General features: G+C 54.3%; 7 protein-coding genes, 2 tRNA genes and 3 rRNA genes. All 12 read right to left on the bottom strand.

Annotated elements, in window-relative coordinates; translation table 11 throughout:
- Positions 1-11 precede the first annotated feature (11 nt).
- A complete protein-coding gene (locus ACNYC6_RS18165; RefSeq protein ID WP_419708559.1) occupies positions 12-2,315 on the bottom strand; it encodes an intermembrane transport protein PqiB in 2,304 nt (767 codons plus the stop codon).
- Positions 2,308-2,931 carry a paraquat-inducible protein A gene (locus ACNYC6_RS18160; protein ID WP_419708558.1) on the bottom strand — a complete coding sequence of 208 codons (624 nt, stop codon included), beginning with the start codon at positions 2,929-2,931 and terminating at the stop codon, positions 2,308-2,310. The genes ACNYC6_RS18165 and ACNYC6_RS18160 overlap by 8 nt, the downstream gene beginning before the upstream one ends.
- Positions 2,918-3,577 carry a paraquat-inducible protein A gene (locus tag ACNYC6_RS18155; protein WP_419708557.1) on the bottom strand — a complete coding sequence of 220 codons (660 nt, stop codon included), beginning with the start codon at positions 3,575-3,577 and terminating at the stop codon, positions 2,918-2,920. The genes ACNYC6_RS18160 and ACNYC6_RS18155 overlap by 14 nt, the downstream gene beginning before the upstream one ends.
- A 145-nt stretch (positions 3,578-3,722) precedes the next feature.
- A 5S ribosomal RNA gene (rrf, locus tag ACNYC6_RS18150) occupies positions 3,723-3,838 on the bottom strand.
- Between the two features lie 167 nt (positions 3,839-4,005).
- Positions 4,006-6,897 (bottom strand): 23S ribosomal RNA (locus tag ACNYC6_RS18145).
- A 246-nt stretch (positions 6,898-7,143) separates the two neighbouring features.
- Positions 7,144-7,219, bottom strand: a tRNA-Ala gene (locus tag ACNYC6_RS18140).
- Between the two features lie 30 nt (positions 7,220-7,249).
- Positions 7,250-7,326, bottom strand: a tRNA-Ile gene (locus ACNYC6_RS18135).
- A gap of 80 nt (positions 7,327-7,406) precedes the next feature.
- Positions 7,407-8,943 (bottom strand): 16S ribosomal RNA (locus tag ACNYC6_RS18130).
- Together the 16S, 23S and 5S rRNA genes with 2 tRNA genes alongside form the textbook arrangement of a ribosomal RNA operon.
- 486 nt (positions 8,944-9,429) lie before the next feature.
- Entirely contained in the window at positions 9,430-10,050 is a 621-nt protein-coding gene (gene msrQ / locus ACNYC6_RS18125) for a protein-methionine-sulfoxide reductase heme-binding subunit MsrQ (protein WP_419708556.1), read from the bottom strand.
- A complete protein-coding gene (gene msrP / locus ACNYC6_RS18120) occupies positions 10,050-11,063 on the bottom strand; it encodes a protein-methionine-sulfoxide reductase catalytic subunit MsrP (protein WP_419708555.1) in 1,014 nt (337 codons plus the stop codon). Before msrP ends, msrQ begins: the two co-directional genes overlap by 1 nt.
- Positions 11,064-11,126: 63 nt before the next feature.
- Entirely contained in the window at positions 11,127-11,984 is an 858-nt protein-coding gene (gene pssA / locus ACNYC6_RS18115) for a CDP-diacylglycerol--serine O-phosphatidyltransferase (RefSeq protein WP_338583059.1), read from the bottom strand.
- Between the two features lie 145 nt (positions 11,985-12,129).
- Positions 12,130-13,146: a ketol-acid reductoisomerase gene (gene ilvC / locus ACNYC6_RS18110; protein ID WP_007909969.1), complete on the bottom strand. Its 1,017-nt coding sequence runs from the start codon at positions 13,144-13,146 to the stop codon at positions 12,130-12,132.
- Between the last annotated feature and the right edge of the window lie 14 nt (positions 13,147-13,160).

Raw genomic sequence — 13,160 nt, 5'->3', positions numbered from 1 at the left:
TCTGCTTGAGCTTACTTGCCGAGGGAAATCTTCGGCGCCCAAGTCAACCATTCCTCTTCGAACTTATCGAACAACGGGAACGTCTGCTCCGGTCGCGCGACACTGCCCATGCGCTCGCCATCCGGCGTGGCAAACGCAACACCGCCCTGGATCATGGTTTCCAGCGACTCGGTCCTCACGGTCGCGCCTTTGAACAGACCGACATCAAAATCAAAGCCACTGGTGTTCCAGAAGCGCGTACCGCTGCGCACCAACGGCGCGTACTTAGGCTCGATCAAAATGTGGATCAATACGCGGTCTGCGGTCTGGCCCAATTCATACCCGGTCACCTTGCCGACCGTGATTTCGCGATACGTCACCGGCACCCCGGCCTTCAGCGAGCCACGGCGGGCGGCGCTCAGTACCAGACTCAACCCGGCTTCGGCCTTGGCGGTTTCAGGTGGAATGGACAAGGCCACGAAGTTTTTCTGCGGGCCGAGACTCTTCGCCGCCGGCTGCACTTCGATGTATTGCCCGGTCACCAACGTCTCAAGGTTCGATGTCTTGATCAGTCCCAACTCTGGCTTGACCACCCAGAACTCGCTGCCAACCCGGGCAATGCGCTCAGGCACCTCGGTGATGCGCGCTGTGAGCAACACCGATTGCAGGTCGTCACTGAGGTCAACGTTCTCGATCTTGCCGACATCCAGCCCCTTGAAGCGAATCGGAGTACCGGCACGCAAGCCGTCGGCGCGCTCAACCTTGATCGTGATAACAGCGCCTTTCTGGTTGGCGTCTTCATGACTGGCGAACAGGCGGAAACGTGGGATTCGCTTCTGCAACGGTGCCTTGGCTTCCGGCGTTTCAAAGGCGATACCGCCGGCCATCAGGCTTTGCAGCGACTCGCTTTTGACTTGAATTCCGCCGGTCAATCCGCCAGTCAGCGTGATGCCGCTCGCATTCCAGAACCGCGTGGATGCGTTGACCAGATTTTCGTATTCCTTCTCGATATGGACGCCGATCACCAGCTGGTTTCTTTTGCGCGAGAACTGGTAGCTCTGTACCGAACCGACCTTGACCTGCTTGTAGAGCACCGGGCTACCGACTTCCAGCGAACCGAGGTTCTCGGTGAACAATACAAGGTGCAGGCCCGGCGAACGCAGATCCAGCGGCGGTGCCTTCGGGCGTGCGACAAACTCACGTTGCGGCGCTGCGCCTTTGTCACCTGGGCGCACGGCGATGTAGTTACCTTTGACCAATGCTTCCAGACCCGTGATACCTGCCAGGGAAATAGACGGTTTGACCACCCAGAACTGCGTACCGTCGACCAGGTAATCTTCGGCCAATGGGTCCAGCGTCAACTCGGCGCTGGCACCCGAGAGATCCGGATCGACCTTCAGCGCTTTGAGCGTGCCGACCTGGATACCTTTGTACATCACCGGCGTACGACCGGCCTGCAAGCCTTCGAAGTCACTGAGTTTGACCTTGACCTTGATACCCGCCGCAGCGGCATCGAAATCTTCATAGAGACGGAATGGCAGGCTCGGATCGGTGGGCGGACTGTCTTTGCGGTTTTCCGGTGTGGCAAAGGCGATACCGCCGGCAACGATGCTGGCTAGGGACTCACTTCGCACTTTCACGCCGGATAGATTGGCATCAATGCTGATACCGCTGGCATTCCAGAATCGTGTGTGTTTGCGCACCAGTTTGGCGTAGGTCGGCTCGATGAAAACCTTGAGCTCGACGGTGCTTTGATCCTCGGACAGCAGGAAGCTTTTGATCTGGCCGACCTTGATCTGCTTGTAGAACACAGGGCTGCCACGGTTCAGCGAGCCTAGGCGATCGGCCTTGATCGTCAGGTGCAAGCCAGGCTGTGCGTCGGATAGCGGCGGCTCTTCCGCCAGTGCCTTGAACTTGCGGGTCGGCTCGCCCTCGCCCGGGCTGATGGCGACGTAGTTGCCCGAGACCAGCGTCTCCAAACCGGTAATACCGGCCAGCGTCACGCTCGGTTTCACCAGCCAGAAGCGTGTGCTGGTGCGCAGGTATTGCTCGACATCCTTGTTCATCTCGACGGTGGCGATCACGCCCTTGGAACTACCTTCATCATCGAGCTTCAGGGTTTTCACTTTACCGACTGGCATGCCTTTGTAGACCACTTCGGTCTTGTTGGCCTGGATGCCTTCACCACTTTCGAAACGCACCTGAATTTCGATACCGGTTTCGTTGTAGGCACGCCAGCCGAGCCAGCTGCCGATGATCAAGGCGATCAGGGGCAACACCCAAATGGCAGACCAGTTCGAGGCCGGTCGGGTTTTCGCTACAGGCAAATCAGTCATGGTCGTCGTCCGACTCCGTGTTATCCCAAATCAGTCGGGGATCGAAAGTTACTGCGGCTAGCATTGTCAAAATCACTACACTGGCGAACGCAACCGCGCCGAGATTAGCCTCGATACTGGCAAGCCGTCCAAAATTCACAACAGCCACCAGGATGGCGATGACAAAAATATCAAGCATCGACCAACGACCGATGAACTCGATAAAGCGGTACATCCAGATACGCTGACGCGCCGATAGCGGCTGTCGTCGTTGTACGGAAAACAACAGCAGCGCAATGCCCACCAGTTTGAACGTGGGCACCAGGATACTGGCGATAAACACCACGGCCGCAATGGGAAACATCCCGTAGTGAACCAGCTCGATCACACCGGCCATGATCGTACTGGGCGCACCTTTGCCCAACGAGTTCACGGTCATGATCGGCAACATGTTGGCCGGTATGTAGAGAATGGCGGCGGTGATCAACAGAGCCCAGGTCCGCACCAGACTATTCGGGCGGCGGGCATGCACCAGCGCTCCGCAACGTGTGCAGACTTGCTCATCGGTATCAGTTTCCTGCCTGTTCAGTTCATGACATTCCGCGCAAATCAGAATGCCTGCATCAATCGCCCGCATGGGCATCCTCTCCTGATAACGCCTGCCAGATCTGGTGAGGCGACATTACGACCTCCAGCCAGACCTGAATCAGCAACAAACCAATGAAGCAGGCCAAGCCAAGGCCTACGCTGATTGCCGCCATATCTGCCAGTTTGACGATCGCCACCAACACGCCCATGAGGTAAACCTCGAGCATTCCCCAATCGCGTAGATGGTGATAAATGCGGTAGAGCAACAAGCCATAACTGCGTCCGACATCAAAACGGATGCTCAACAATACGACCAGTTGGCAGAGCAGCTTGAGCAAGGGAATTGCCATGCTGCAGAGGAACACAACCACTGAGACGCTTTGCATACCGGTGTCAAAAAGCGCGACAACACCGCTCCAGACAGTGTCATGCGACGATTGCCCGAGTAGATTGAGCTGCATGATGGGTAAAAAGTTCGCCGGGACGTACAGCAAGAGCGCCGCAATGACCAAGGCAAGGCTGCGCTGTACGACGTTATAGCGATTGGCGTAGAGCTCGTAGCCGCAGCGCGGACACAGGGCTTTCTCGCCATGAGCGAGCTCGGGCTTGCGCATCAGCAAGTCGCACTCATGGCACGCAACCAGATTTTCTAGTGGTAATTCTGACAGCCCTTGGGCGTCAACCGGATCCGGCATAAGCGCTCTGACTCTAAATAGTTGGACCTATTCTAGTGTCCTGGGCCAAAAATAACTGTGCAAATTTGTGTTGCGGCTGATCGCACTTTTCTTTCGCCCAAAACAAAACCCCAACTGCTTTCGCAATTGGGGTTTCGGAATTTAATCTTGACGATGACCTACTCTCACATGGGGAAACCCCACACTACCATCGGCGATGCATCGTTTCACTTCTGAGTTCGGGATGGGATCAGGTGGTTCCAACGCTCTATGGTCGTCAAGAAATTCGGGTACTGACTCGTGACCAGATGGTCTCGCTTCAGCAAATTGGGTATGTGATAGCTTGGTGTTTTGTGAGCATCGAACTTTCGGTTCATTGCGTCTTCACACACCGCAATCTGGTCTCTCTCGTTTCTTCAACGAGGAGCGTCAAATTGCTTGGGTGTTATATGGTCAAGCCTCACGGGCAATTAGTATTGGTTAGCTCAACGCCTCACAGCGCTTACACACCCAACCTATCAACGTCGTAGTCTTCGACGGCCCTTCAGGGAACTCAAGGTTCCAGTGAGATCTCATCTTGAGGCTAGTTTCCCGCTTAGATGCTTTCAGCGGTTATCTATTCCGAACATAGCTACCCGGCAATGCCACTGGCGTGACAACCGGAACACCAGAGGTTCGTCCACTCCGGTCCTCTCGTACTAGGAGCAGCCCCTCTCAAATCTCAAACGTCCACGGCAGATAGGGACCGAACTGTCTCACGACGTTCTAAACCCAGCTCGCGTACCACTTTAAATGGCGAACAGCCATACCCTTGGGACCGGCTTCAGCCCCAGGATGTGATGAGCCGACATCGAGGTGCCAAACACCGCCGTCGATATGAACTCTTGGGCGGTATCAGCCTGTTATCCCCGGAGTACCTTTTATCCGTTGAGCGATGGCCCTTCCATACAGAACCACCGGATCACTAAGACCTACTTTCGTACCTGCTCGACGTGTCTGTCTCGCAGTCAAGCGCGCTTTTGCCTTTATACTCTACGACCGATTTCCGACCGGTCTGAGCGCACCTTCGTACTCCTCCGTTACTCTTTAGGAGGAGACCGCCCCAGTCAAACTACCCACCATACACTGTCCTCGATCCGGATAACGGACCTGAGTTAGAACCTCAAAGTTGCCAGGGTGGTATTTCAAGGATGGCTCCACGCGAACTGGCGTCCACGCTTCAAAGCCTCCCACCTATCCTACACAAGCAAATTCAAAGTCCAGTGCAAAGCTATAGTAAAGGTTCACGGGGTCTTTCCGTCTAGCCGCGGATACACTGCATCTTCACAGCGATTTCAATTTCACTGAGTCTCGGGTGGAGACAGCGCCGCCATCGTTACGCCATTCGTGCAGGTCGGAACTTACCCGACAAGGAATTTCGCTACCTTAGGACCGTTATAGTTACGGCCGCCGTTTACCGGGGCTTCGATCAAGAGCTTCGCGTTAGCTAACCCCATCAATTAACCTTCCGGCACCGGGCAGGCGTCACACCCTATACGTCCACTTTCGTGTTTGCAGAGTGCTGTGTTTTTAATAAACAGTCGCAGCGGCCTGGTATCTTCGACCGGCGTGGGCTTACGGAGCAAGTCCTTCACCCTCACCGGCGCACCTTCTCCCGAAGTTACGGTGCCATTTTGCCTAGTTCCTTCACCCGAGTTCTCTCAAGCGCCTTGGTATTCTCTACCCAACCACCTGTGTCGGTTTGGGGTACGGTTCCTGGTTACCTGAAGCTTAGAAGCTTTTCTTGGAAGCATGGCATCAACCACTTCGTGTTCTAAAAGAACACTCGTCATCAGCTCTCGGCCTTAGAATCCCGGATTTACCTAAGATTCCAGCCTACCACCTTAAACTTGGACAACCAACGCCAAGCTGGCCTAGCCTTCTCCGTCCCTCCATCGCAATAACCAGAAGTACAGGAATATTAACCTGTTTTCCATCGACTACGCTTTTCAGCCTCGCCTTAGGGACCGACTAACCCTGCGTCGATTAACGTTGCGCAGGAAACCTTGGTCTTTCGGCGTGGGTGTTTTTCACACCCATTGTCGTTACTCATGTCAGCATTCGCACTTCTGATACCTCCAGCAAGCTTCTCAACTCACCTTCACAGGCTTACAGAACGCTCCTCTACCGCATCACCTAAGTGATACCCGTAGCTTCGGTGTATGGTTTGAGCCCCGTTACATCTTCCGCGCAGGCCGACTCGACTAGTGAGCTATTACGCTTTCTTTAAAGGGTGGCTGCTTCTAAGCCAACCTCCTAGCTGTCTAAGCCTTCCCACATCGTTTCCCACTTAACCATAACTTTGGGACCTTAGCTGACGGTCTGGGTTGTTTCCCTTTTCACGACGGACGTTAGCACCCGCCGTGTGTCTCCCATGCTCGGCACTTGTAGGTATTCGGAGTTTGCATCGGTTTGGTAAGTCGGGATGACCCCCTAGCCGAAACAGTGCTCTACCCCCTACAGTGATACATGAGGCGCTACCTAAATAGCTTTCGAGGAGAACCAGCTATCTCCGAGCTTGATTAGCCTTTCACTCCGATCCACAGGTCATCCGCTAACTTTTCAACGGTAGTCGGTTCGGTCCTCCAGTCAGTGTTACCTAACCTTCAACCTGCCCATGGATAGATCGCCCGGTTTCGGGTCTATTCCCAGCGACTAGACGCCCTATTAAGACTCGCTTTCGCTACGCCTCCCCTATTCGGTTAAGCTCGCCACTGAAAATAAGTCGCTGACCCATTATACAAAAGGTACGCAGTCACCCAACAAAGTGGGCTCCCACTGCTTGTACGCATACGGTTTCAGGATCTATTTCACTCCCCTCTCCGGGGTTCTTTTCGCCTTTCCCTCACGGTACTAGTTCACTATCGGTCAGTCAGTAGTATTTAGCCTTGGAGGATGGTCCCCCCATATTCAGACAAAGTTTCTCGTGCTCCGTCCTACTCGATTTCATGACCAAGAGATTTTCGCGTACAGGGCTATCACCCACTATGGCCGCACTTTCCAGAGCGTTCCGCTAATCTCAAAGCCACTTAAGGGCTAGTCCCCGTTCGCTCGCCACTACTAAGGGAATCTCGGTTGATTTCTTTTCCTCAGGGTACTTAGATGTTTCAGTTCCCCTGGTTCGCCTCTTGCACCTATGTATTCAGTACAAGATAACCATCTTATGATGGCTGGGTTCCCCCATTCAGACATCTCCGGATCAAAGTCTGTTTGCCGACTCCCCGAAGCTTTTCGCAGGCTACCACGTCTTTCATCGCCTCTGACTGCCAAGGCATCCACCGTATGCGCTTCTTCACTTGACCATATAACCCCAAGCAATCTGGTTATACTGTGAAGACGACATTCGCCGAAAATTCGAATTTCTCAACTAAGAGAACTCACAAATTTTACCTTAGCCTGATCCGTTACCAGTGAAAGTAACGTTCAGTCTATCTTTCTATCACATACCCAAATTTTTAAAGAACGATCTAGTCAAAGACTAGAAATCAACATTCACCATCTTACCGATGGAATGCTCATTTCTAAGCTTTATACAAGAGAAGCAGTAGTGGTGGAGCCAAGCGGGATCGAACCGCTGACCTCCTGCGTGCAAGGCAGGCGCTCTCCCAGCTGAGCTATGGCCCCGTATTTCTACAGGCGTTTCCCACACAAAATTGGTGGGTCTGGGCAGATTCGAACTGCCGACCTCACCCTTATCAGGGGTGCGCTCTAACCAACTGAGCTACAGACCCAATTTCGGGCTGCTTCTTTCGTCTTCTTCAATGAATCAAGCAATTCGTGTGGGAGCTTATGGAGCAGCTGAGTCGTCGATTAAGGAGGTGATCCAGCCGCAGGTTCCCCTACGGCTACCTTGTTACGACTTCACCCCAGTCATGAATCACACCGTGGTAACCGTCCTCCCGAAGGTTAGACTAGCTACTTCTGGTGCAACCCACTCCCATGGTGTGACGGGCGGTGTGTACAAGGCCCGGGAACGTATTCACCGCGACATTCTGATTCGCGATTACTAGCGATTCCGACTTCACGCAGTCGAGTTGCAGACTGCGATCCGGACTACGATCGGTTTTATGGGATTAGCTCCACCTCGCGGCTTGGCAACCCTCTGTACCGACCATTGTAGCACGTGTGTAGCCCAGGCCGTAAGGGCCATGATGACTTGACGTCATCCCCACCTTCCTCCGGTTTGTCACCGGCAGTCTCCTTAGAGTGCCCACCATAACGTGCTGGTAACTAAGGACAAGGGTTGCGCTCGTTACGGGACTTAACCCAACATCTCACGACACGAGCTGACGACAGCCATGCAGCACCTGTCTCAATGTTCCCGAAGGCACCAATCCATCTCTGGAAAGTTCATTGGATGTCAAGGCCTGGTAAGGTTCTTCGCGTTGCTTCGAATTAAACCACATGCTCCACCGCTTGTGCGGGCCCCCGTCAATTCATTTGAGTTTTAACCTTGCGGCCGTACTCCCCAGGCGGTCAACTTAATGCGTTAGCTGCGCCACTAAGAGCTCAAGGCTCCCAACGGCTAGTTGACATCGTTTACGGCGTGGACTACCAGGGTATCTAATCCTGTTTGCTCCCCACGCTTTCGCACCTCAGTGTCAGTATCAGTCCAGGTGGTCGCCTTCGCCACTGGTGTTCCTTCCTATATCTACGCATTTCACCGCTACACAGGAAATTCCACCACCCTCTACCATACTCTAGCTCGTCAGTTTTGAATGCAGTTCCCAGGTTGAGCCCGGGGCTTTCACATCCAACTTAACGAACCACCTACGCGCGCTTTACGCCCAGTAATTCCGATTAACGCTTGCACCCTCTGTATTACCGCGGCTGCTGGCACAGAGTTAGCCGGTGCTTATTCTGTCGGTAACGTCAAAATTGCAGAGTATTAATCTACAACCCTTCCTCCCAACTTAAAGTGCTTTACAATCCGAAGACCTTCTTCACACACGCGGCATGGCTGGATCAGGCTTTCGCCCATTGTCCAATATTCCCCACTGCTGCCTCCCGTAGGAGTCTGGACCGTGTCTCAGTTCCAGTGTGACTGATCATCCTCTCAGACCAGTTACGGATCGTCGCCTTGGTGAGCCATTACCTCACCAACTAGCTAATCCGACCTAGGCTCATCTGATAGCGCAAGGCCCGAAGGTCCCCTGCTTTCTCCCGTAGGACGTATGCGGTATTAGCGTTCCTTTCGAAACGTTGTCCCCCACTACCAGGCAGATTCCTAGGCATTACTCACCCGTCCGCCGCTGAATCAGAGAGCAAGCTCTCTTCATCCGCTCGACTTGCATGTGTTAGGCCTGCCGCCAGCGTTCAATCTGAGCCATGATCAAACTCTTCAGTTCAAACATCTTTGGGTTTTGAGAAAACCCTAAACTTGGCTCAGCAATCGTTGGTTACATCTTTGATTTCTCGCGGAGTAACTTGTGATGCTGATAATCTGTTGACTAGCAGTCTGACCCCACAAGCACCCACACGAATTGCTTGATTCAGTTGTTAAAGAGCGGTTGGTTAAGATCTTTCGTCTCAACCGAGGCGCGCATTCTACAGCAGCCTCATTTGCTGTCAAGTGATTATTTTCAGAAGCTTTCGAGGAATTCCTCAACAACTTCAACCACTTGCGCCTCAGATCTCTCATCAGCGGGAGGCGAATTCTACAGCGTTACACGCTGCTGTCAACACCTCTTTTTCAACTTCCTTTTGGCTTCGATGAGCTGAAACACTTGCTGCCGAAAACCGTGTAACTCGTTGTTTACCAAGGAGTTTTCCGTTTCGACTGCGCCGGAAGTGGGGCGAATTATAGACACCTGAAATCTGCCGTCAACCACTATTTACGCCTTTTTGGCAGAAGAGCCCTTTTTGCCCATTAAACGCGGGATTCGGCGGGCTAACGGTGGTAGCCGCAGCGCTAATAGCAACGCGCCTATAGATGCATAGACCGCCCATTCCTTCAGATCGGCGCGCACAATCCAGAGCATATGCAGCAATCCAAGCCCGAGAACGACATAAGCCAGGCGATGAAGCTTCTTCCAACGCATACCCAAGCGACGCTGACTGTATCGATTGGACGTCACCGCCAATGCCAACAAACACAGAAAACCCAGCGCGCCGACAATGATGTACGGACGCTTGCGCAACTCGACACCCAGCTGCGACCAGTCAAACCCAAGGATGAATGCCAAATAGGCACTCAAGTGCAGTACGACATAAGCGAAGCACCAAAGACCCAATTGCCTCCGGACAGCAATCCACCCCGCCCACCCAGTGAGCTTCTGCAGCGGCGTCATACTTAAGGTAATGAGCAAAAGCACAAGCGTACCCAACCCCAATCGATCAACCAACACCTTCCCAGGATCTGGCCCAAGAACATCCGCCCAAGCCTGATGCAACCACAACAGTGGCCAGATCGACGCAGCAACAAAAACACCCACGCGCCAAAACGAATATCGCATCAGTAGTTCTTCCGCAGATCGAGCCCTGCATATAAAGAAGCGACTTCATCCGCATAGCCATTGAACATTTGCGTGTCACGCACATTCGGCTTGAACAGACCACTCGGCAGTCGTCGCTCGCGGGCCTGGGTCCAGCGAGGGTGATCAACTGTAGGGTTCACGTTCGCGTAGAAGCCATACTCGTCCGAGGCAATACTCTGCCAAGTGGTTTTTGGCTGCTCGCTGACAAGACTTATCCGCACGATGGACTTGATGCTTTTGAACCCGTATTTCCATGGCACTACCAGACGCAACGGCGCCCCGTTCTGATTCGGCAACTCACGCCCGTACATCCCCACCGCCAGAATCGCCAGAGGATTCATCGCTTCATCCAGCCGCACCCCTTCTACATAAGGCCAGTCGATCAAGGCAAAACCAGAGCGCTGCCCCGGCATGCTATTGGGATCCTGCAGGGTTTCGAAGCGAATGAATCTGGCTTTTGACGTAGGCTCGACCTGGTTGAGCAAGGCCGAAATGGGGAAGCCTATCCATGGAATAACCATCGACCACGCCTCCACACAGCGAAGACGGTAGATACGTTCTTCCAACTGATAAGGCTTCATGAAATCTTCCAGCGCGTATCGCCCTGGTTTCCCCACCTCGCCGTCCACGACCACAGTCCATGGCTCGGTCTTCAGCGCACCCGCGTTGGCAGCGGGGTCACCTTTGTCAGTGCCGAACTCATAGAAGTTATTGTAGTGGGTCGCATCCTTGAAGGGGGTGATCGCCTCATCTTTAACGTTAACCGCTCCCCATTTGGTGGAAGGAAGCTTTTCGCTGAACCAGGAAGGCGCCTTGCCAGGTTCGACATCCGGGTAACGCGCCGTTTCATCGGCCACTGCCCATCGAGGCAGGCCGCTCACGGCCAGTCCTGCAACGGTAGCACCCAATACATTGCGTCGAGAAAGATAGAAAGATTCAGGCGTGACGTCCGACTCGTGACAGTCGGACGCTTTTGGGACTTTGATCAGCATGGCTACTCCGCAGCATTGGAGAACAGATGCACCAACAGACTGCGGAGTATGAGGGAAATTACATCACTCGACGCTTTTGCGCCGACGAAGATGTAACAAGTACTGCACCGGACCGGAAGCTGCGTAGGCGAGGAACACCAGCAGCAGAATGCGCGGCGGATCGCTGAACACCACGGCGAACACCAGGACAACCGCAAGGATCGCCACGAACGGCACGCGCCCTTTCAGGTCCAGCTCCTTGAAGCTGTTGTACTTGATGTTGCTGACCATCAGCATGCCTGCGGCTGCAACCATCAGCGCCACCAGGAAGGACATCTTGGAGCCCTGAATCCCGTAGTCGCTGAACGCCCAGACGATCCCTGCCACAACACCAGCGGCAGCCGGACTGGCCAGACCAATGAAGTAGCGCTTGTCGGCAGTGCCGACCTGGGTGTTGAAGCGCGCCAGACGCAGCGCCGCGCCCGCGACATAAATGAAGGCGACCATCCAGCCGACCTTGCCCATGTCACCCAATGCCCAACCAAACGCCAGCAACGCCGGCGCAACACCGAAGGCGACCATGTCCGACAGCGAGTCGTACTCGGCACCGAAGGCGCTTTGGGTATTGGTCATGCGGGCAACGCGGCCGTCGAGACCGTCGAGCACCATGGCGACGAAAATCGCGATGGCGGCGAAAGCAAAATACTTACTCGCACCGATCGAATCACCGGCACTCAAGGCACTCTGGGCGCTCATGGAGTTGATGATGGAGTAGAACCCTGCGAACAGGTTCGCAGTGGTGAACAGATTCGGCAGAAGATAGATGCCACGATGCCGGACTTTACGGCCTTCAGCGTCATGCCCTTCTTCGACATGCTCATCGATGGGCAGCAGGCTTTCGGCGTCAGAGGCCTGCTTTGGCTCTTCGGGACGTTCGCTCATGGACAATACCTTGCAACGGGGTGGAAAGTTTCGACAGGTGTCTGCGACAACGGTTCGCATCGCAAACGATGCAGCTTTATACCAGAACAGACCGTCCAAACGAAAAAACGCGGCCTAAGCCGCGTTTTTCGTACAAGTGTCAGACTTAGTTTTTGGCTTTGTCGACGATCTTGTTGGCACCGATCCACGGCATCATGGAGCGCAGTTGCTCGCCGATGACTTCGATACCGTGAGCGGCGTTGTTACGACGCTTGGCGGTCATCGAAGGATAGCCGGTAGCGCCTTCGCTGATGAACATCTTGGCGTATTCGCCGTCCTGAATACGTTTCAGGGCGTTGCGCATTGCCTGACGGGATTCGGCGTTGATCACTTCCGGGCCGGTCACGTACTCGCCATATTCGGCGTTATTGGAGATCGAGTAGTTCATGTTGGCGATACCGCCTTCGTACATGAGGTCAACGATCAGTTTCAGTTCGTGCAGGCACTCGAAGTAGGCCATTTCCGGCGCGTAGCCAGCTTCAACCAGGGTTTCGAAACCGGCTTTGACCAGTTCAACGGTACCGCCGCACAGAACGGCTTGTTCGCCGAACAGGTCGGTTTCAGTCTCGTCCTTGAAGGTGGTTTCGATGATGCCGGTACGACCGCCACCAACGCCGGCAGCGTAAGACAGCGCAACGTTTTTGGCGTTGCCCGAAGCGTCCTGGTAGATAGCGATCAGGTCAGGGATACCACCGCCCTTCACGAACTCGGAACGTACGGTGTGGCCTGGAGCCTTCGGCGCGATCATGATCACGTCGAGGTCAGCGCGCGGCACAACCTGATTGTAGTGAATCGCGAAACCGTGGGAGAAGGCCAGGGTGGCGCCCTTCTTGATGTTCGGCTCGATTTCGTTCTTGTACAGGGAGGACTGGAACTCGTCCGGGGTCAGGATCATGACCAGGTCGGCAGCCGCAACAGCGGAAGCAACGTCGGTCACTTTCAGGCCGTGGGCTTCGGCTTTAGCAACAGTAGCCGAACCTTTACGCAGGCCAACGGTAACGTCAACGCCGGAGTCTTTCAGGTTGCACGCTTGAGCGTGGCCCTGGGAACCGTAACCGATGATGGCAACTTTCTTGCCCTGGATGATCGACAGGTCGCAGTCTTTATCGTAGAAAACTTTCATGAATTTCCCCTATA

The sequence above is a fragment of the Pseudomonas sp. NFX224 genome, from assembly GCF_048565165.1.
Lineage (GTDB): Bacteria > Pseudomonadota > Gammaproteobacteria > Pseudomonadales > Pseudomonadaceae > Aquipseudomonas.
This window is presented reverse-complemented; position numbering and strand designations above follow the sequence as displayed.

What these genes read in the sequence shown, in the direction of transcription:
- ACNYC6_RS18165 (WP_419708559.1), bottom strand. Translation starts at nt 2,315, where the DNA reads ATGACTGATTTGCCTGTAGCGAAAACCCGACCGGCCTCGAACTGGTCT.
- ACNYC6_RS18160 (WP_419708558.1), bottom strand. Translation starts at nt 2,931, where the DNA reads ATGCGGGCGATTGATGCAGGCATTCTGATTTGCGCGGAATGTCATGAA.
- ACNYC6_RS18155 (WP_419708557.1), bottom strand. Translation starts at nt 3,577, where the DNA reads ATGCCGGATCCGGTTGACGCCCAAGGGCTGTCAGAATTACCACTAGAA.
- msrQ (WP_419708556.1), bottom strand. Translation starts at nt 10,050, where the DNA reads ATGCGATATTCGTTTTGGCGCGTGGGTGTTTTTGTTGCTGCGTCGATC.
- msrP (WP_419708555.1), bottom strand. Translation starts at nt 11,063, where the DNA reads ATGCTGATCAAAGTCCCAAAAGCGTCCGACTGTCACGAGTCGGACGTC.
- pssA (WP_338583059.1), bottom strand. Translation starts at nt 11,984, where the DNA reads ATGAGCGAACGTCCCGAAGAGCCAAAGCAGGCCTCTGACGCCGAAAGC.
- ilvC (WP_007909969.1), bottom strand. Translation starts at nt 13,146, where the DNA reads ATGAAAGTTTTCTACGATAAAGACTGCGACCTGTCGATCATCCAGGGC.